Here is a 20,336-nt window from a genome sequence, read left to right as displayed (position 1 = left end):
CTTATTTGTTAAGAAGGGCCCCTTCCTATGCACAAGGCGATAAGAAGGGGCCCTTCCTTGCACTCAGTCGCCGGTGGGTTTGATGGTGGCGTTGGCGATGATGCCGTTGACGGTGACCGTCAGGCGGATGGGAGCACCGGCGCGCAGCGCGGTCAGGGTGCCGGTGGCCGGGTCGAAACGGGCGACGTGCCACGGGCGTAGCCCGGCCGCGGAGCCGATGTGCACCCCGGGCGAGCCGGACCAGTCCGCGCTGACCGGGGCGGTCACCGGGACGGCACGCCCACCCGGCTGGGTGAGCGTGGCGGTGACCGACGCCGGGGCGCCGACCGCGACGCTGGCCGGGGCGTTCACCGCGAGCCGGTCCACGTGCGCGTGGAACTCCGCGTCCACCCAGCGGGGCCCCTCGGCGAGCGGGTCGCGCCGGGCTCGGTCGGCCTCGGCCGGAGTGACCGGGTCCACGCCGAACTCCGTCCAGCCGGTGAAGCCGCCCTGGTCCGCCGGGGTGGATGGTGTCTTGCCCGCGTTGCCGTTGATCACGTACGGCACACCGTCCACCCGGTCGGCGTGGAACGTGCCGACATGCCCGCCCACGAACAGCGCGCCCTTGCCGGTGCGGTGCTGGAAGTCGGCCAGCCACTGCTCCAGCAGCGCCGCTTCCTTGCGGTCACCGAGTTGGCTGGCCTGCGCCGGGCTGGGGTCGCGCGGCGGGTGGTGGTGCAGGACGACGACCGAGCCGACGCGCCGGTCGGCGGCCGCCGCGTCCAGCGTCTCGCGCAGCATCCGCACCTGGTCGAAGCCACCGCCGCGCAGCGTCCCGGTGGACGAGTTCAGGGTGACGAACCGGGTGCCGGCATGGTCGAAGACCCGTGAGGTGGCGCCGAACGCGGCCTGGAAGTTGCTGATCGGGGCGCCCATGATCTCGTGGTTGCCGGGCACGTAGTACCAGGGCAGCGCGTCGCCCAGTTCCTCGTCGAGGATCCGCTTCGCCAGGGCGAAGTCGGCCGGGTAGGCGGTGTCCACGAAGTCGCCGTTGATCAGCAGGAAGTCCGGCCGGGCGGCCTTCACCTCGCGCAGCGTCCGCCGGGCCTGGGCGACCAGGTCGCTGTCCGGGTCGGCGGCGACGAACTGGGCGTCGGACAGCACCGCGAACCGCCAGGGTGCGCCGTCCACGGTGCCGTCGCGGACCACCACCCGATCGGTACGCGGAGCCACCGCCGGCACGTCGACCGTGGGCGGCAGCTTCGCCACCAGGTCGTCGATGACCACCTCGCTGGTGTACTGCGCGGCGGCGTTGGTCTCGGCCACGTAGAACCGGCGGACGCGCACCGGGTACTGCACCCCCGCCGGCACGGCGAACTCCACGTACCGCCAGCCGGTCCAGGTGATCAGCGGGCCGCGCAGCACGTGCTGGGTGTCCTGGGCGTCGTGCAGGTGCAGGCTGGGCCACTCACCGGTGCCGTTGCCGTGGATCCACATGCCGAACGCCTGCGGCTGGCCGGGCACCCCGATCCAGGCCGGCGGGTCCGCGTACGCGGCCCGGGTGCCGGTGGACTGGCTGAAGTCGTACGACATCCGCAGGCCGGTGCCGGTGTGCCCCGGCGCCGGCGCGACCGAGCCGCTGGCCCGGGCCTGGCTGAACCGCCAGGACGCGGCGTCGTCGAAGCCGGCCACCGGGACGTCGGTCAGCCCGACGGTGACCGGCAGGACGGTGCTGTGGCGTCCGACGTGGACGGTGACGAGCCCGGAGCCGGTCTCGCGCAGCGCGGTGACGGCGAGGTTGCCGTCGTGGGTGGGGGTGATCCGCAGCAGGTCCCGGTCGTAGTCGAGGGTCAGGTCGGCCGGCTCGATCGGTGCGGTGTTGCCCTCGGCATCGTAGCCGACGACACCGACCAGGGCGTTGCCGTCCAGGCCGGTCAGCCCAACGCGTTCCACTGTGGAGTCGATTCGGGCCAGCGGGCCGAGCACCGTGAGGCCCAGCGAGCCGGTTGCCCGGCCCCGCGCCGCGGTGACCGTGCTGGCCCCGGGCACGCCGGCGTGGAACACCCCGTCGCGGTCGACCCGGCCGTGCGCCGCCGGGGTCGCGCGCCAGGTCGGGGCGCCGGCCGCCGGACCGTACGTCTCGTCGTAGCCGGCCGCGGTGAGGGTGCGGGTGAGGCCGGGGAAGACGCGGTCGGGCCGGCCGCCGCGCACCGGTGAGATGCCGGGAGCGGCGGTGGGATCACTGTTGGTCTCCACCCAGTAGCCGGTGAGCCGACCGCTGCCCTTCGGCGCGTAGATGGCCAGGCCGTTGGGCACGGCCCGCTCGCTGCCGTCGGAGGGGGCGTTCTCGACCTGCACGGCCGGAGCGCCGGGCTCCCTCGCCAGCAGGGTGGACGAGCCGCCGCCGTCCAGGTTGAGCGCGTGGTGGGCGCCCAGTTCGGCCATCATCCGGCCCATCTCGGTCTGGGTGACGCCGCGGCTGTCAACCTGCCGACCGTCCACCGTCAACATGATCATTTTACGACCGTCGGCGGTGAAGCCGACCGCCGTGCGCGGTGCCAGCGTCGGGTCGGCGATGCTCTGCACGACGCCGTCGCGGACCAGGACCTGGCCGCCGCCGACCGCCGCGTGCAGGGTGCTGCCGTCGGACGGCTTCGGTTGCCAGGCCACCGTCACCGGGTCACCGGGGCGGAGCCCGGCCAGCGCGTCCGCGCCAGCGTCGCGGCCGAGCAGCACGGTGCTGCCGGCGAGGATCGGGCCGCTGCCGGCCGCGCCGGCCACCGCGGCCACGCGGCCTCCGGCCACGACGACCTCGACGATCCGGGCCGCGCCCGCGACCGCCCGCTCCCGGGGGTACGTCCCCCAGAGCTCGGTGAACGCGCCGATGCCGTCGGCCTGCACGATGTTGTTGAACTGCGTCAACGGCACCGGCCCGGCGGGCAGGGTGGCGGTGCCGTCGAAGTTCACCTCGATCACCCGGCCGAGCCCGTCCGCGGTGACCGCCACCGCGTTGCGGTGCCCGCTGACCGCCGACTGGATCAGCTCGCCGTCGCGGATGCCGACGCCCTGGGCGGCGCCGGAGTTGTTGATGTCGAAGAAGTCGCCGTTGACCGCGGCGACGGCGCGCGAGCGGTCCGCCGCTGCCCGCAGCGGTTCGGCCCGGCTGACGGCCCCGGAGTTGACGTAGTCGACGGTGGCCCCGCCGGCGAGGTCGGTGGTGAGTGCGTCGGCACGCAGCCAGCCCTCGGCGTCGTACCGGTCGAAGGAGGTGAGTTGCACGCCTGGCGCGACCGGCCGGGTGGCCTTGGTGGTCTCCAGGCCGTCAGCCGGCTCCAGTCCGTCGGCCCCGGCGGTCGCGGCGGTCGCGGTGGCCGGGTCGGCGGCCAGACTGACCGAGCCGGCCGACCGGGACGACGCGGGCGGCGCGTCCTCGGCGATGGTGGACGGGGCCACGGGGGCGGCGATGGGCGGCGCCGGCGGTGCGGCTGTCGCCGGCACCGGGCCGGTCAGGGCGAGCAGCGGCGTCAGCAGCAGGACGCCGGTGCGGCGGGCGGATCGTCTGCGGGTACGCATGGACGACAGTCAACCCGATGGTGAATAGAAGTTTCAAGATGCACCGACTGAACCGAAGGAAAACTTCACCCTCGCAAAGGGGTCGAATGGACATGACGAAGGGGCACGGCCGCGTGGCCGTGCCCCTTCGTCGTCGGTCATCCGGGGATGGTCACTCTCCCGGCGTCGACTTCGCGATCTGCATCAGGAACTCGATGTTGGTGCGGGACTGCTTGAGGCGGTCCAGCAACAGATCCATCGCCGCCTGCGAGTCCAGCGAGTGCAGCACCTTCCGGAGCTTGTGGATGATGGCCAGCTCCTCGGGTGCGAGCAGGACCTCTTCCTTACGGGTGCCGGACGGGTTGATGTCGATGGCCGGGAAGGTGCGCTTGTCAGCGATCTTCCGGTCCAGCTTCAGCTCCGCGTTGCCGGTGCCCTTGAACTCCTCGAAGATGACCGTGTCCGCCATGGAGCCGGTCTCCACCAGCGCGGTTGCGATGATAGTCAGCGAGCCGCCGTTCTCGATGTTGCGAGCCGCGCCGAGGAAGCGCTTCGGCGGGTAGAGGGCGGTGGAGTCGATACCACCCGACATGATCCGGCCGCTGGCCGGCGCCGCCAGGTTGTACGACCGACCGAGCCGGGTCACCGAGTCGAGCAGCACGACCACGTCGTGCCCCAGCTCGACCAGGCGCTTCGCCCGCTCGATCGCCAGCTCGGCCACCGTCGTGTGGTCCTGCGGCGGACGGTCGAACGTGGCCGCGATGACCTCGCCCTTGATTGACCGCTGCATGTCGGTGACCTCTTCAGGCCGCTCGTCCACCAGCACCACCATCAGGTGGCACTCCGGGTTGTTCCGGGTGATCGCGTTCGCGATCGCCTGGAGCACCATCGTCTTACCGGCCTTCGGCGGCGACTGGATGAGCGCTCGCTGGCCCTTGCCGATCGGCATGACCAGGTCGATGACCCGGGTGGTCAGGATGTGCGGCTCGGTCTCCAACCGCAGGCGCTCCTGCGGGTAGAGCGGCGTGAGCTTGTAGAACTCCGGCCGGCGCCGCGCCTCCTCCGGCTCCATCCCGTTGATCGTGTCCAGCCGCATCAGCGGGTTGTACTTGTCCCGCCGCTGATCGCCGCTGTTGCCGCCCTCACGGGCCGCACGCACCGCACCGGTGATCGCGTCACCGCGGCGCAGGCCGTACTTCTTGATCTGGGACATCGAGACGTACACGTCGTTCGGGCCGGCCAGGTAGCCGGTCGTCCGCACGAAGGCGTAGTTGTCGAGCACGTCGATGATGCCGGCCACCGGGACGAGCACGTCGTCCTCGCTGACCTGCGGCTCGCGCCCACCGGTGTCGCCACCGGTCTCGGCGCGCTCGCCGCGGCCGCGCCGACGGTCCCGGAAGCGGCTGCGCCGGCCACGCCGGCCACCGCCCTCGTCATCGTCGTCGTTGTCCCGCTCGGCGCGCTGACCACGGTCGTTGCGGTCGCCCCGATCGTTGCGGTCGTTGCGGTCACCACGCTCGTTGCGCTCGGTCCGCTCGCCACGGTCGGCACGCTCCGGCCGGTCGTTGCGCTCGGCACGATCGCCCCGCTCGGCACGATCGCCCCGGTCGTTGCGCTCGCCCCGCTCGGCACGATCGCCCCGGTCGGCACGGTCACCCCGCTCGGCACGATCGCCACGCTCGGCACGCTCGGCACGCTCGGTGCGCTCGGCACGCTCGCCCCGGTCGGCACGCTCAGTGCGTTCCGCACGCTCCGGACGCTCAGCCCGGTCCCGGCGGCTCTCGCTCCGGTCGGTCCGCTCGCCGGCCTCCGCCTCGTCGGTGCGCGCCTCAGTGGTGCGCGCCTCCGCCGCCGCGGTCCGGCTCCGCCGGGTACGACCCCGGCCCTCGGTCTCGGCAGCCGGCTCGGCCGGCGCCTGGTCGGTGCGTCCCTCCGCCGCCTGACGGTCCACGGTCTCCCGCACCTCCTCGCGGGTCGAAGCGGCCGCAGCCGCGACCTCGGCCCGCGGTCGAGGGGTACCGGCGGCGTTGCCGCCCTGCCGCTCGGAGATCGCGGCGATCAGCTCGCCCTTACGCATGCGAGCCGTGCCGGAGATGCCGAGCGACGCAGCCAGGCTCTGCAGCTCTGGCAGCAGCATCGCCGACAGACCGGTGCCGCTGCGCCGACGACGGGCGGGAGCGGCGGTGGTGGCATCGCCAGCGACGTTGGAAACATCCGACGTCACGTCGGTGGTGTCGCTCAATGGATTCCTTCCCTCGATAAAGGCCGGGACTGCCCGGAGTCGGACTCAGGTGGCCGGGCGGCCTCGGTGCACCCGCCTCGCAAGGACGCGTCGCGGGAGTCTGTGACACAGCAGCCGGTCGGTTTCCCGACTCACCAAACGTCGGTGAGCAGGTCTCGCCGTCTGCGGCGACCTGTGGAAACTGCGGCGCGGCGTGGGCCTTGGCAGGGGTGACGGGCTGACCGCCGAGAGCTTCGGGGGTGCGCCGCCCCGCAGGAGATCGCGTGCTTCGCGGCTGTGCTAGGTCTAGAGCGTAATCAACTCTTCCGACCTGCGGCAACAGGGTCCCGCTCGGCGTGTCCAAGTCTACCCCGGGCAACCCGCGCACCGCTGACGTCTATCGGTAACTGCCAGATCTGCCAGTCTGTTCCCACCGGGAAGCTCGGCGGGGGCTCGCAGAGCGCCAGCACACTCGGCCCCGCCCCACTGACAACAGCCGCCACACCGGCCGCTCGCAACGCGTTGACCAGGGCCGACGTGCCCGGCATCCCCGCAGCCCGATAGTCCTGATGGAGGCGGTCGACGGTGGCGGGCAACAGCAGCGACGGCTCCGCGGTCAGCGCGTGCACGAGCAGCGCCGCCCGCCCGGCGGTCAACGCGGCGTCGCCATGCGGCACGGTGGCCGGCAACGCGGCCCGCGCGGTCGCGGTCAACCCCCGCTCCGCCGGCACGAAAACCGTCGGCCGCACCCCGTCGGCGACCGCCAGGGACACCGCGCGAGCGCCGGTCGGCTCGGACCAGGCGAGCGTGAAGCCGCCGAGCAGGCACGGCGCGACATTGTCGGGATGACCCTCGATCTCGGCGGCCAGCCGGAGCGCGGCCGCCGCGTCCAGCCGGCGCTCCCCGTCGGCGACCAGGGCGCGGGCCAGCAGCACCCCGGCGACGATCGCGGCGGACGAGGAGCCCAGCCCGCGCGCCTGCGGGATCCGGTTGACGCACTCCACGACCAGCCCCGTGGGCTGGGGGCCGAGCACGTCGAAGGCGGCCCGCATCGCACGCACCACCAGGTGCCGGTCGTCGTCCGGCAGCTCACCGGCACCCTGCCCGGTCACCGTCACCCGGACCCCACCCGGCGCGACCTCGGCGGCCAGGTCGTCGTAGAGCCCGAGGGCGAGACCCAGCGCGTCGAAGCCCGGGCCCAGGTTGGCGCTGGTCGCGGGGACCCGGACCCGGACCGGTCCGGCGCTGAAGTTCGTCGACACGGGCTCATGCTAGGGGTCGGCACCGACGATTCGGCCCGACGCCCGCAGCGTGGGACCGGCGAGCTCAGCCGGCCGGGTCCGGAACCGGTTCGGCAATCGGATCGGTGAGCGAGAGCCGGCGGGTGGCGATCCGCCAGCCGACCGCGTACACCAGGGTGACCAGCCCGCAGCCGGCCAGCACCACCCGCTCGTCCACCACGTCCACCACCAGCGCCACCGCCAGCTGACTCACCGAGATGGCCAGCGTCGCGAGCATCATGTCGGTGGCGAAGACCCGACCACGCAACCGGTCCGGCACCTCGCCCTGCAGGGCGAAGTTCGACATCACCCAGTTGCTTCCGCCCGCGAAGTGCGCCACGAAGACCAGTAGCAGCACCAGCGGAAACCAGCGGACCACCGACGCGCCCAGGTAGGACAGGCCGTAGAGCGACATCGACAGCGCGAGCCCGGGCAGCAGCCAGGACCGGTTGGTCAGCACCCGACGCATCAGAATGGGTCCCACCAGGGCTCCCGCCCCGCGTACCGCGAAGAGCAGGCCGGCGCCCAGCGAGCCGACCCCGTAGACGCTGGCCAGCAGCGGAAACACCGTCAGCACCCCGTTACCCAGGCCGACCGCCGACTTCACCGTGACCAGCGCCAGGACCCGCGGCCGGTGCCCGATGTAGACCAGCGCCTCGCGGACCGCCGGCCAGGTCCGCTGGACCGGCCGGTCGACGTCCCGGGGCGCCTGCAACGGCCGGCGGATCCGCGCGGCGAGGCCCGCGGCCAGCGCCAGGCCCACCGCCGCCACCCAGAAGCAGGCGTACGGGCCGACGGCCGAGCTGAGCACGCCGCCGAGCGAGGCGCCGACCACCGTCATGGTGCCCCAGGCCGAGCCGGCCACCGCGTTGCCGGCGGCCAACTCGTGCGGCTCCAGCACGTTGGGCAGCGCCGCCTGGGCGGCCGGCGAGTAGAACGCCTTGGCGACCGCGACCACGCCGATCGCCACCAGCGCCAGCCAGGCCGTCCCGGCGCTCCGGACGCCGAGCAGCAGCAGCACGCCCGCCAGCGCCGCCACGTTCGCGGCGATCATGACCTTCCGCCGGTCGAACCGGTCGGCCACCGTGCCGGTGTACGGCAGCAGCAGCGCCACGATGCCGGTGTCCACCGCCAGCACCAGCCCACCCCAGACCCCGCTGCCGGTCAACTGGGGCAACAGCACCAGCAGCGGCACCATGACGAACCAGTCGGCGCCGAAGACGACCAGCTCAGCGAGGAAGAGGTTGCGAAAGCTCCGGTTGCCGGTCAGGACCGAGAGGGTGGACGCCACGTAGCGCGACGCTACCCGGTCGACAGCACTCGATACCGTCCGCGAGCAGCAACGACCGGTCGCTCGGTTCCGCTCGGAACCGTGCGGGCATGCGGGAAGCCGGAACGCCCCCGGCAGGTGAACCCGCCGGGGGCGTTCCGGGGTGTCGGTCCGACTACTCGGTCGGCTCCGTCGGAGGCAGCGGCGAGGTGCGGCTGCGGGGCAGCCGCAGCACCTCGAACTGGTCCGTGCCCTCCATCAGCGCGCCCGACGGTGCGGGTCGCCCCGCCGCCGGCTGCGAACCCTCGGCGTGCGTCGCCGCCGGCGCACCGGACGGCACCGCCACCTTGTTCGGGCTGGCCGGCTCGGCGGTCCCCGGGTCGGTCTGCCCGGTCACCGCCGGGTCGCCGGAGCGCCGCCGGTGGCGTCGCTCCCGCAGCGACTCCTTGGTGTGTTCCACCATCGAGTACAGCGTCGGCACCAGGATCAGCGTCAGCAGCGTCGAGCTGAGCAGGCCACCGATCACCACGACAGCCAGTGGCTGGGAGATGAAGCCGCCCTCGCCGGTCAGCCCGAGCGCCATCGGCAGCAGCGCGAAGATGGTCGCGACCGCCGTCATCAGGATCGGGCGCAGCCGGCGACGGCCGCCCTCGACCACCGCTTCCCGGACCCCCATGCCCTGGGCCCGGTACTGGTTGATCAGGTCGAGCAGCACGATCGCGTTGGTCACCACGATGCCGACCAGCATCAGGACGCCGATCAACGCCGGCACGCCCAGCGGCGTCCCGGTGATCAGCAGCAGGCCGATCGCACCGGTTGCCGCGAACGGGATGGAGATCAGCAGGATCAGCGCCTGGGTGAGGCTGCGGAACGTGGCCACCATGATCAGGAACACGATCGCGATCGCCGCCAGCACCGCCAGGCCCAGGTCGCCGAAGGCGTCCGCCTGGTCAGCGCTGACCCCACCGATGGTCAGGCTCGCGCCCGGCACGTCGATGGCGTCCAGCCGCTTCTGCAGCTCCTGGCTCGTCGCGCCCAGGTTCGAGCCGGTCGCCGTGCCGGTCACCGAGACGCTGCGCTCACCGTCGATCCGGGTGACCTGCTGCGGCCCCTCGCCCTGGGTCACGGCCGCGATGTCGCCCAGCTTGACCGGACCCACCGGCAGCGCCCGCAGCTCCTCCACCGACACCGGCGGCTGCGTGCCCAGCCGCAGCACCACGTTCTGCTGCTGACCGTCGAGCGTGACCTGGCCCAGCGGCGCCCCGCGGAACGCCTGCGAGACGAGCTGACCCACCGCGGTCTCGGTGAGCCCGACCCGGCCGGCAGCGACCCGGTCGACGGTCACGTCGACGCGTGGCACCCGGTCGGCCAGGCTGGTGGAGACGTCCTCGACGTCCGGGACCCCGGCCATCGCCGTCCGGGCCGCCTCGGCGGCCCCGGTCAGCACCTCCGGGTCACTGGCCTGGACGATCACCTCCAGCTGGCTGGTCGAGGCGTCCTGCCCGCCGCCGAAGCTGATCTCACCCAGCCCGGTGCCGAGGGTGTCGAACTCCTTGCGCAGCACCTCACGCATCTGCTTCGCGTCGGTGTCCCCGTCGAGCGCCACGGACCAGGTCGCGACGTTGTTGCCTCCGCCGCCGGCCCACGGGTTGTCCCCGCCGCCGGCGGTCACCTGGTACGTCTCGACCCCGTCGGTCCGCCCGAGCACCGTCTCGACCTGCTTGGCCGCCGCGTCGGTGGCGGCCAGGCCGCTACCCGCCGGCAGCTCCTGCTGGAAGCTGAGCGTGTCCTGACCGGAGTCGTCCAGGAAGTTGGTCTCCAGCTTCTGGGCCAGACCGAAGGTGCCGAAGAGCACCAGCAGACCCAGCCCGACGGTGATCCAGCGGGTGGACCGCTTGCGGGTGGCGAACCCGATCACCGGGAGGTACGCCCGCTGCAACGGGCTGCGCAGTTCCTTCTCCTCCGCGACGCGTCGCACCGCCTCGTCGTCCGGGGTGCCACCGCGCGGCTTGAGGAACCAGTACGCCAGCACCGGGATCACGGTCAGCGACACCAGCAGCGACGCGAGCAGGGCCACCGTGACGGTGATCGCGAACGGCGCGAAGAGCTGCCCGACGAACCCGCCGACCAGCGCGATCGGTGCGAACACCGCGACCGTGGTGAGGGTGGACGCGGTCACCGCGCCGGCCACCTCGCGGACGCCGGTGATGATCGCGTGCCGCTTCTCCTCGCCGTACTCCAGATGTCGTTTGATGTTCTCCAAGACCACGATCGAGTCGTCCACCACCCGGCCGACCGCGATGGTCAACGCGCCGAGGGTGAGCAGGTTGAGCGAGTAGTCACCGATCCACAGGGCGATCAGGGCGACCAGCACGGAGAGCGGGATGGAGACCGCGGTGACCACGGTCGAGCGCACCGACAGCAGGAACACCAGGATGACGATGACCGCCATCAGCAGGCCCAGCAGGCCCTCGGTGGTCAGCGACTCGATCGACTTCTCGACGAACGGGGCCTGATCGAAGACCACGGTCAGCTCGGCGCCGGAGGCGTCCTTCAGGTCGTCCAGCCGGTCCCGGATCTCGTGCGAGATCTCCACGGCGTTGCCGTCCGGCGCCGCCGTGACCGCGATGCCGAGGCTGTCCTTGCCGTTGGTCCGGGTGATCGCGGTGGCCGGGGCGAGCTGCTGCTCGACGGTCGCCACGTCACCGAGTCGCACCGGGGCCGCTCCGGGGGCGACCACGATGCCGCGCAGGTCGGCCAGGTTGGCGACCGGCGTGCCGACCTGCACCGGAAGGGCCAGCCCACCCTCGGTGACCGCACCGGCCGGCACCGACACGCCGTTGGTCTTCAGCGCGGCGCCGATCGCGGTCGGCTGGAGCTTCGCCGCAGCCAGCTTGGCCGGGTTCGGGGTGACCACCACGACGTCGTCGCGGGTCCCGGTCACCTCGACCGTACGGACCCCCTCGATGCCCTCCAGCTCCGGCACCACCGTCGCGCGCAGCTTCTCGGCGAGCGCCCGCTCGTCCGCGGCACCGGTCGCCGCCAGCACCACCGCCGGCAGGTCGTCGGTGCTGCCCGCGATGACCTGCGGGTCGACGCTCTCCGGGAGCTGGGCGTCGATCCGGCTCAGCGCGGTCTGCATCTTGTTGACCACGTCGTCCAGGTCGGTGCCGAACTCGTACAGCACCTGGACGGTGGCCGCCCCCTCGCGGGAGGTCGACGTGACCTGGTCCAGCCCGGGAATGCCCTGGAGCGCGTTCTCGATCGGTTCGGTCACCTGCGACTCGACGATCTCGGGTCCGGCGCCGGGATAGGCGGCCACGATGAACGCGGCCGGGAATTCGAGCGACGGCAGCAGTTGCTGCTTCAGCGACGGCACGGCGAACGCTCCGAACGCCGTGGTCACCACCGCGATGAGGGCGACCAGCCCTCGGTTGGCGAGGCTGAATCTGGCGAGCAGCGACATCGGGCTGGCTCACTCCTGAAAGAGAATGCGGGCGGGGATACCCGAAAGTGTGCCTGACTCGATCACCCCGACCCCCGCCGGACCCCTGCCGTCTCAACGCCGGCCGCGTTCCGCCCCCGGGTCGCCACCCGGGCACCTGGCGCGGTGGCCGCTCAGACCAGATCGAGGGCGCGGGCCGCGGCCAGCGGGTCGTTCGCGATGGTCACCGGAGCGGGCGCGGTCGAGATCGCCCATTCCGGGTCCTTGAGGCCGTGACCGGTCACCGTGCAGACCACCGTCGAGCCGGCCGGGATCGTGCCCGCCGCGGCCTGCTGGAGCAGACCGGCCACGCTGGCCGCGCTGCCCAGCTCGACGAAGACCCCCACCTCGCGGGCGAGCAGCCGGTACGCGGACAGGATCTCCCGGTCGGTCACCGCCGCGATCAGGCCACCCGAGGTGTCCCGGGCGTCGAGCGCTCTGGTCCAGCTCGCCGGGTTGCCGATCCGGATGGCGGTGGCGATGGTCGACGGCTCGGGCACCACCTGGCCGGTGACGATCGGTGCCGCCCCGGCGGCCTGGAAGCCGTACATCTTCGGCGCCCGGGTGGTGGTGCCGGCGGCGTGCTCCTCCGCGTACCCCATCCAGTAGGCGGAGATGTTGCCGGCGTTGCCGACCGGCAGGCAGTGGATGTCGGGCGCGTCACCGAGCGCCTCGACGATCTCGAAGGCGGCCGTCTTCTGCCCGTGCAGCCGGTCGATGTTGACCGAGTTGACCAACGCGACCGGATAGTCCTGGGCGAGCTTGGCGGCCGTCGCCAGGCAGTCGTCGAAGTTGCCGTTCACCTGGAGCAGCTTCGCGCCGTGCACCAGCGCCTGGGCCAGCTTGCCCAGCGCGATCTTGCCCTGCGGCACCAGCACCGCGCAGGTCAGCCCGGCCCGTGCCGCGTACGCCGCGGCGGAGGCGCTGGTGTTGCCGGTGGAGGCGCAGATGATCGCCTTGTTGCCGGCCTCGACCGCCTTGGAGACGGCGAGGGTCATCCCGCGGTCCTTGAACGAGCCGGTCGGGTTGGCGCCCTCCACCTTGAGGTGCACGTCGCACCCGATCCGGGCGGAGAGCACCGGCGCGGGCAGCAGCGGGGTGTTCCCTTCGTGGAGCGTGACGACGGGCGTGGCCGCGGTGACCGGCAGCCGGTCCCGGTACGCCTCGATCAGACCCCGCCACATGTCGCTCTCCTCGCCTCAACCGTCGCGCCGACCTGAGGATCAGGCCTCCCTGGACCAGCCTGCCGGAGCGACCGGCGGCAGACCCCGGGTTACCCACCTGGCGGGACGAGCGGGCCCGTCCCACCACCGGGTCAACGACTCACACCCCGCCCTCGACCCGCAGCACGCTGGTCACCGACCGGACGATGTCCAGGCCGCGCAGCTCGCCCACGGTCGCGGCGAGCGCGGCGTCCGGCGCCACGTGGGTGACGATCACCAGCTCGGCGTCGCCGTCCCGGCCGGGCGAGCCGCCGGCCGAACCCTGCCGCACGGTCGCGATCGACACGTCGTGCCGGGCGAACACACCGGCCACCGCGGCCAGCACACCCGGACGGTCGGCCACGTCCAGGCTGACGTGGTAGCGGGTCAGCGCCTCGCCCATCGGCCGGACCGCCAGGTCGGCGTACGCGCTCTCGCTGGCCGCGCGCACCCCGGCGAGCCGGTTACGGGCCACCGCCACCACGTCGCCGAGCACCGCGCTGGCGGTCGGCGCGCCACCCGCGCCCCGGCCGTAGAACATCAGCTCTCCGGCCGCGTCCGCCTCCACGAAGACCGCGTTGAACGCGTCGCCGACGCTGGCCAGCGGGTGGCTGCGCGGGATCATCGCGGGGTGCACCCGGACGCTGACCGTCTCCCGGCCGGCCGGGTCGACACCGCGGGCCGCGATGCAGAGCAGCTTGATCGTGCAGCCCATCGCCTGCGCGCTGGCCACGTCCGCGGCGGTCACCTCGGTGATCCCCTCCCGGTGCACGTCGGCCGCGCCGACCCGGGTGTGGAACGCCAGCGAGGCGAGGATCGCCGCCTTGGCCGCCGCGTCGAAGCCCTCCACGTCGGCGGTCGGGTCGGCCTCCGCGTACCCCAGCTCGGTGGCCTCCTCCAGCGCCTCGTTGAAGCCGGCGCCGGTGGCGTCCATGGCGGAGAGAATGAAGTTGGTGGTGCCGTTGACGATGCCGGTGACCCGGTTGATCCGGTCACCGTGCAGCGACTCGCGCAGCGGGCGCAGCAGCGGGATCGCCCCGGCCACGGAAGCCTCGTAGTAGAGGTCGCCACCACCCTCGGCCGCCGCGTCGTGCAGCGCCACGCCGTCCTCGGCGAGCAGCGCCTTGTTGGCGGTGACCACGCTCTTGCCGGCCCGCAGCGCCTCGACCAGCCAGCTTCGGGCCGGCTCGATACCGCCGACCACCTCGATCACGACGTCCACGTCGTCGCGCTTGATCAGGCCGAGCGCGTCGGTGGTGAACAGGGTCGGGTCGATCGGCAGGTCACCGCGGTCCCGGCCGAGCCGACGGACCGCGATGCCGGCGATCTCCAGCGGAGCGCCGATCCGGGCGGCCAGGTCCGCCCCCTGCTCATGCAGCAGGCGGACCACCTCCTGGCCGACCGTGCCACAGCCGAGCAGCGCCAAGCGCACAGGTGAGGTCATCCAACATCCAATGCGAGCAGGTCCTCTTCGGTCTCCCGCCGGACGATCAGACGCGCCTGGCCGTCGCGCACCGCGACCACCGGCGGCCGCGGCACGTGGTTGTAGTTGCTGGCCATGCTGCGGCAGTAGGCGCCCGTGCCGGGCACCGCGACAAGATCTCCGGGCTGCACGTCGGCGGGCAGGAATTCATCCTTCACCACGATGTCCCCGGACTCACAGTGCTTTCCCACCACGCGGGCGAGCAACGGCTGGGCGGTCGAGGCGCGGGAGGCCAGCGTCGCCGAGTACGAGGCGTCGTAGAGCGCGGTACGGATGTTGTCGCTCATCCCGCCGTCCACGCTGACGTACGTCCGGATGCCGTCGAGGTCCTTGACCGTGCCGACCTCGTAGAGGGTGAACACGGAGGGCCCGACGATGGCCCGCCCCGGCTCGATGGAGAGCCGCGGCACGGCGAGCCGCTCGGCGGCGCACTCCGAGTCGACGATCTTGCGGAGCCGCTTGGCCAGGTCCTGAGGAGTGGCCGGGTCGTCCTGGGTGGTGTACGCGATGCCGAAACCGCCGCCCAGGTCCAGCTCGGGCAGCTCCACCCCGCGCGCGTCGCGGATCTGCGCCTGCAGGGCGAGCACCCGGCGGGCGGAGACCTCGAAACCGTCGGCGTCGAAGATCTGCGAGCCGATGTGCGAGTGCAGGCCGCGCAGCTCCAGCACGCCCTCGTCGAGAACCTTGAACGCGGCCGCCGCGGCGGCGCCGCCGGCCAGCGAGAAGCCGAACTTCTGGTCCTCGTGGGCGGTGGCGATGAACTCGTGGGTGTGCGCCTCGACCCCGACCGTGACCCGGACCAGCACCCGGGGGCGGACGCCCCGCTCGCGGGCCAGCGCGGTGAGCCGGTCGATCTCGGTGAACGAGTCGAGGATGATCCGCCCGACACCGGCGTCCAGCGCCCGGGCCAGCTCGGCCACCGACTTGTTGTTGCCGTGGAAGCCGATCCGCTCCGGCGGCATCCCGGCCGCGAGCGCGGTGGCCAGCTCGCCACCGGTGCAGACGTCGAGGTGCAGCCCCTCCTCGTGGATCATCCGGACCACCGCCCGGCAGAGGAACGCCTTGCCGGCGTAGTAGACGTCCTCGGTCGGGAACGCGGACCGGAAGTCCCGGCAGCGTGACCGCAGGTCGTCCTCGTCCAGCACGTACACCGGGGTGCCGAACTCGGTCGCGAGGTCGCGGACGCTAAGGCCCGCGACGGCGAGCGCGCCGTCGGCGCCGCGCGTCACGGTACGCGGCCACAGCGCCGGCATCAGGGCGTTGACGTTGTCCGGGGTACGCAGCCAGGCCGGCCCTCGGCTGCCGATGTCGCCGTGCAGCGCACCAGCTTCGTGAGCACGCATCCGGTACTACATCCTCTCGGGAGCGGAGACGCCGAGCAGGTGCAGGCCGTTGGCGATCACCGTGCGGGTGGCGTTGTTGAGCCAGAGACGTGCCCGGTGCAGGTCGGTGACCTCCTCGTCGCCCAACGGCAGCACCCGGCAGTTGTCGTAGAACCGGTGGAAGGAGGCGGCGACGCTCTCCTCCAGGTAGCGGGCCACCCGGTGCGGCTCCCGCAGCTCGGCGGCGGTGGCCACCACCGCCGGGAACTCGGCGAGCGCCTTGAGCAGCTCGTTCTCCTTCTCGTGCCCGAGCAGCTCGGGGCGGAAGGCGTCGGCGTCGCCCTGGACCAGCCCCACCTCGGCGGCGTTGCGGGCCACGCCCGCCGTCCGGGCCGCCACGTACTGCACGTAGTAGACCGGGTTGTCGCGGGTGGCCCGGGTCCACAGCTCGATGTCGATGTCGATCGGGGAGTCGCTGGAGTAGCGGGCGAGCGCGTACCGGGAGGCGTCCACCCCGATCGCGTCGACCAGGTCCTCCAGGGTGATCACGGTGCCGGCCCGCTTGCTCATCCGCACCGGGGCGCCGTCGCGCAGCAGGTTGACCAGCTGACCGATGAGGATCTCCAGGTTTCGCTCCGGGTCGTCGCCGAAGCACGCGGCCATCGCCTTCATCCGGCCGATGTAGCCGTGGTGGTCGGCGCCCAGCATGATCACGACCCGCTCGAAACCGCGCTCCCGCTTGTCCAGGTAGTAGGCGCAGTCCGCGGCGAAGTACGTCCACTCGCCGTTGGACTTGCGCAGCACCCGGTCCTTGTCGTCGCCGAAGTCGGTGGTGCGCAGCCAGGTGGCGCCCTCGGACTCGTAGACCTGGCCCTGCTCGCGCAGCCGGGCCAGGGCGAGGTCCAGTTCACCCCGGTCGTGCAGGTCCTTCTCGTTGAAGTAGGTGTCGAACTCCACCCCGAAGTCGCGCAGCGAGGACCGGATCTCGTCGAACATCAGCGCGACGCCCTCGACCCGGAAGGCCTCCTGGGCGGCGGCGTCGTCCATGGTCAGCACGTCCGGCCGGCGGGCCTGGACCTCGGCGGCGATCTCGGAGATGTACGCCCCGCCGTAGCCGTCCTCCGGCGCGGCCTCACCCTTGGCGGCGGCGAGCAGCGAGCGGGCGAACCGGTCGATCTGGGACCCGGCGTCGTTGAAGTAGTACTCCGTGCCCACCTCGGCGCCGGTGGCCCGCAGCAGCCGGCTGAGCGCGTCACCGACGGCCGCCCAGCGGACCCCGCCGATGTGCACCGGGCCAGTCGGGTTGGCCGAGACGAACTCCAGGTTGATCTTCTCGCCGGCGAGTCGGTCGCTGCGGCCGTACTCCGCGCCGGCCTCGACGATCACCCGGGCGAGCTGGCCGGCGGCGGCCGCGTCCAACCGGATGTTCAGAAAGCCCGGCCCGGCGATCTCCACCGACTTGACTCCGGGCGCCCGGCCCAGCTCATCGGCCAGGGCGGCGGCCAGCTCGCGGGGCGGGACACCCACCTTCTTGCTCAACTGCAGGGCGAGCGTGGAGGCGTAGTCGCCGTGCTCGGGGTTGCGGGGTCGCTCCACCGCCGTACGCTCCGGCAGCGCGGCGTGGTCCAGGCCACGCTCGGCGAAGACGGCGTGGGCAGCGGTGAGGACGACCGAGGCTAGTTCTGCAGGAGTCACCGAACCATGTTATCGGGGGTAGACTCGGGCACTCGGCGGCGACCCTGCGCGTCATCCGGCCCGCCACCTCCCCTGACCGACCGACCTGACGAGGCACGATGAGCATCAGCACCCCGGGTGGCCCTGAGCGCCGCCCGACCGTGGTCAGCACCGGCAAGAAGCCGGCCGCAGGCCGGCCGGCGTCCGGCGCCAAGGCCGGTTCCGGCAAGCCGACAGGCAAGCCGGCGGGTTCCCCCCGGGCAGGTGGCAAGGGTCCCCGTAAGCCGATTGCCCCGGTCAAGGTGAGTCAGGGCCGGGCCTGGGGCCCGATCGCGCTCTTCGTCGCGGTGGGCGTGCTCGCGGCCGGCATCATCGGCTACGGGGCCTGGGCGTCGTTCCAGGGCGCCAAGCCGTGGGACAAGCGGGCGAACGCCATCGACGGCATCGTCAACATCCGCAAGTCGGACCCGGACAGCCTGAAGTACGAGGCGCACAAGTCCGGTCCGCTGACCTACAAGTACTCCCCGCCGGTCGGTGGGGTGCACAACGCCGCCTGGCAGAACTGCATGGGCGACGTGTACGACGCCCCGATCGCCAGTGAGCACGCGGTGCACAGCCTGGAGCACGGCGCGGTCTGGATCACCTACCGGCCGGGTCTGCCGCAGGACCAGATCGACAAGCTCGCCGGCAAGGTGCGCGGCGTCGAGAAGATGATGTTGAGCCCGTACGAGGGCCTGGACAAGCCGATCTCGCTCCAGGCGTGGGGCTTCCAGCTCAAGGTCGACAACGCCGACGACAAGCGGATCGACGAGTTCATCAAGGACCTGCGGGTGAACGCGTCCGTCGAGGGGCCGACCGCGCTGTGCAACACGGGCATCACCGCCACCGGCACCACGCCGCGTGAGCTACAACAGCAGCCCACCCAGTAAGGACGGCGATGACTGCTCCCGCCACCACCGACAGCGAACACGACGAGGCTCCGACCGCCCCGGACGAGGGCGGCCGGGCCCCGGCGCGGCGCTACGGTCTGCTGGCGCTGGCCGCCATGCTGGTGGTCGGCCTGCTGCTCGGGTACGCCGGCGGCCTGCTCACCCCGGGGCTCACCCGGCCGGGTGACACCTCGATCGAAGCGGGCTTCGCGCGGGACATGACGACGCACCACAGCCAGGCGGTGGAGATGAGCCTGACCGCCTACCGGTCGGCGACGCTGCCCGAGGTACGGCAGATGGCCGTCGACATCGCCACCGGGCAGCAGGGCGAGATCGGGGCCATGCAGACCTGGCTGCGGGAGTGGGAGCTGAGCCCCACCGGGTCGCAGTCCCCGATGTCGTGGATGTCCGACGGGGCCACCGTGAAGAACGGGCTGATGCCGGGGATGGCGACCCCGCAGGAGATGGCCGCGCTGCGCGACGCCCAGGGCATCGAGGTCGACCGGCAGTTCCTGACCCTGATGATCAACCATCACCTCGGCGGCATCCACATGATCGACGCGGTGCTCGGCGAGACTGACAACGCCGAGGTGCTTCGGGTGGCGCGGACCATGAAGGCCACCCAGCAGAGCGAGCTGAACAACCTCCGACAGCTCCAGGCGCAGGCCAGGGGCTGATCCACCGGACGGGCGTACCAGGCCCGCGTCACCGCCGTACACGGGCGGGGCGCGGGCCCGTTGTCATGACCGGTCTGTGGCCGTCTATGCCTGTTCATCCCGTATGGGCGTTTTGAGCGGTGCAACCGATTACGTTGCTTAGAGAGTTTTCTCCGCACATATCGTGACCAGTTGCGATTCGGGCTCGTTGCGCAGGACGTGGGGGTTGCACTCAGAGACGCACGGCGTTCGGTCACCAGCTGGTGCCGGCGCCACACCATCGGCGGTGACGGGGCGGTGGCAGCCGTCCGTCGCGGACAGCGGCAGGGCGAGCCGGGAATGCTCAGCCGCGAACAGGAACTCGAACTGATCGACGCGCTGCGGGGCGTCCACCCCGACGAGTTCGGCCTGGACGAGGAGCTGTGGACGCGGCAGAGCCTCACCACGCTCATCCAGCGCCGGTTCGACCTGCCGCTCGACGCGGGCGCGGTCGGGGCGTACCTGCGGGCCTGGGGGTTGGGTCCGCGGGAGCCGCGCGAGCGCGCCTGTGGGCTCTGCGTCAGCGCGGTCGAACGCTGGGTACGCAGCGAGTACCCGGCGATCACCCGGGCGGCCCAGGAGCACCTCGCCGAGGTCTACTGGATCGGGCGGGTGCGGCTGCGCGGCACCATGCCAGCGGCCGACGTGATCTCCGCCGTCTCATCCCGCGGCCGGGTGCGCTTCATGATCACCACGCCGACCGTCGACCCGCCACTCCGCCGCGACTTCGTGCTGCGACTCAGCGGCGAGGAGCAGCGCACCGTCCACCTGATCGTGGACGGCTCGTGGCCGCGTAACGAGTGGCCACGCCGGCTCCCCCGGCGGATCGTGCTGCACCCGCTGCCCAGCTGCGGCCGGGCGGTCGCAGCCTGACCGCTTCGGCACGCGTGCGGCCTGACCACCAGGGGCATCGGGCTATCGGCGACACGATCGGGGCACCGGATACCGATTCGGCGTTCACGGAGGAGGTTTGCTAGTCTTCTCCAGTCGCTGAGCCCCCGTAGCTCAGGGGATAGAGCACCGCCCTCCGGAGGCGGGGGCGCAGGTTCGAATCCTGCCGGGGGCACCGAAGCAAACCAGCACCTAAAGGCCTCTGACCAGAGTAAACCGGTCAGGGGCCTTCACCATGTGTCCGGCCGTCAGCCGTCCAGGGAGGGCGTCTGCGCCGAAGCAGATGCGGCCAGCGGCGCTGGTGCCGCCGGCGCGAGGCCAGCCGCGCTCCGCAACTTCCTCGAATCTGTTAAC

At 72.2% G+C, this 20,336-nt stretch carries 12 protein-coding genes and 1 tRNA gene; 4 read left to right on the top strand and 9 right to left on the bottom strand.

Annotated elements, in window-relative coordinates:
- Positions 1-63: 63 nt before the first annotated feature.
- The 9 genes from KBX63_RS07100 to argS form a co-directional block, all read right to left on the bottom strand.
- Complete coding sequence (locus tag KBX63_RS07100) at positions 64-3,552, bottom strand: phosphodiester glycosidase family protein (protein WP_210909660.1); 3,489 nt, start codon at positions 3,550-3,552, stop codon at positions 64-66.
- Between the two features lie 151 nt (positions 3,553-3,703).
- Positions 3,704-5,773: a transcription termination factor Rho gene (gene rho, locus KBX63_RS07095; protein ID WP_210909656.1), complete on the bottom strand. Its 2,070-nt coding sequence runs from the start codon at positions 5,771-5,773 to the stop codon at positions 3,704-3,706.
- Positions 5,774-6,069: 296 nt separating this feature from the next.
- Complete coding sequence (thrB, locus tag KBX63_RS07090) at positions 6,070-7,014, bottom strand: homoserine kinase (protein WP_210909653.1); 945 nt, start codon at positions 7,012-7,014, stop codon at positions 6,070-6,072.
- Between the two features lie 64 nt (positions 7,015-7,078).
- Positions 7,079-8,323 (bottom strand): MFS transporter, encoded by a 1,245-nt coding sequence (locus KBX63_RS07085; RefSeq protein ID WP_210909651.1) that lies wholly within the window; start codon positions 8,321-8,323, stop codon positions 7,079-7,081.
- Positions 8,324-8,477: 154 nt separating this feature from the next.
- On the bottom strand, positions 8,478-11,768 hold the full coding sequence (locus tag KBX63_RS07080) for an efflux RND transporter permease subunit (RefSeq protein ID WP_210909648.1): 3,291 nt from the start codon (positions 11,766-11,768) through the stop codon (positions 8,478-8,480).
- A 152-nt stretch (positions 11,769-11,920) separates the two neighbouring features.
- A complete protein-coding gene (gene thrC, locus KBX63_RS07075; RefSeq protein ID WP_210909645.1) occupies positions 11,921-12,970 on the bottom strand; it encodes a threonine synthase in 1,050 nt (349 codons plus the stop codon).
- A 139-nt stretch (positions 12,971-13,109) separates the two neighbouring features.
- Positions 13,110-14,420, bottom strand: a complete 1,311-nt coding sequence (locus KBX63_RS07070; protein ID WP_210910161.1) for a homoserine dehydrogenase — start codon at positions 14,418-14,420, stop codon at positions 13,110-13,112.
- Positions 14,421-14,428: 8 nt separating this feature from the next.
- Positions 14,429-15,814, bottom strand: coding sequence for a diaminopimelate decarboxylase (lysA, locus tag KBX63_RS07065; RefSeq protein WP_210909642.1), 1,386 nt, complete (start codon positions 15,812-15,814; stop codon positions 14,429-14,431).
- A 6-nt stretch (positions 15,815-15,820) separates the two neighbouring features.
- Positions 15,821-17,488 carry an arginine--tRNA ligase gene (gene argS / locus KBX63_RS07060; protein ID WP_210909639.1) on the bottom strand — a complete coding sequence of 556 codons (1,668 nt, stop codon included), beginning with the start codon at positions 17,486-17,488 and terminating at the stop codon, positions 15,821-15,823.
- A gap of 98 nt (positions 17,489-17,586) precedes the next feature.
- On the opposite strand from argS, the gene KBX63_RS07055 reads away from it, so the two are divergent.
- From KBX63_RS07055 to KBX63_RS07040, 4 genes are all read left to right on the top strand, one after another.
- Positions 17,587-18,396 (top strand): DUF3105 domain-containing protein, encoded by an 810-nt coding sequence (locus KBX63_RS07055; protein WP_210909636.1) that lies wholly within the window; start codon positions 17,587-17,589, stop codon positions 18,394-18,396.
- An 8-nt stretch (positions 18,397-18,404) separates the two neighbouring features.
- Complete coding sequence (locus KBX63_RS07050) at positions 18,405-19,073, top strand: DUF305 domain-containing protein (RefSeq protein WP_210909633.1); 669 nt, start codon at positions 18,405-18,407, stop codon at positions 19,071-19,073.
- A gap of 198 nt (positions 19,074-19,271) precedes the next feature.
- Positions 19,272-19,964, top strand: a complete 693-nt coding sequence (locus tag KBX63_RS07045) for a winged helix-turn-helix domain-containing protein (RefSeq protein WP_210910159.1) — start codon at positions 19,272-19,274, stop codon at positions 19,962-19,964.
- Positions 19,965-20,085: 121 nt separating this feature from the next.
- Positions 20,086-20,157: transfer RNA gene (locus tag KBX63_RS07040), tRNA-Arg, on the top strand.
- Positions 20,158-20,336: the final 179 nt, after the last annotated feature.

This window comes from Micromonospora sp. U21, assembly GCF_018070045.1.
In the GTDB taxonomy this organism is placed as follows: Bacteria; Actinomycetota; Actinomycetes; order Mycobacteriales; family Micromonosporaceae; genus Micromonospora.
Note: the sequence above shows the minus strand (reverse complement) of the source record. Positions and strands in the feature narration are given on the sequence as shown.

Excerpts from the sequence above, each read along its gene's own strand:
- KBX63_RS07100 (WP_210909660.1), bottom strand. The coding sequence starts at position 3,552 with ATGCGTACCCGCAGACGATCCGCCCGCCGCACCGGCGTCCTGCTGCTG.
- KBX63_RS07080 (WP_210909648.1), bottom strand. The coding sequence starts at position 11,768 with ATGTCGCTGCTCGCCAGATTCAGCCTCGCCAACCGAGGGCTGGTCGCC.
- thrC (WP_210909645.1), bottom strand. The coding sequence starts at position 12,970 with ATGTGGCGGGGTCTGATCGAGGCGTACCGGGACCGGCTGCCGGTCACC.
- lysA (WP_210909642.1), bottom strand. The coding sequence starts at position 15,814 with ATGCGTGCTCACGAAGCTGGTGCGCTGCACGGCGACATCGGCAGCCGA.
- KBX63_RS07055 (WP_210909636.1), top strand. The coding sequence starts at position 17,587 with ATGAGCATCAGCACCCCGGGTGGCCCTGAGCGCCGCCCGACCGTGGTC.
- KBX63_RS07050 (WP_210909633.1), top strand. The coding sequence starts at position 18,405 with ATGACTGCTCCCGCCACCACCGACAGCGAACACGACGAGGCTCCGACC.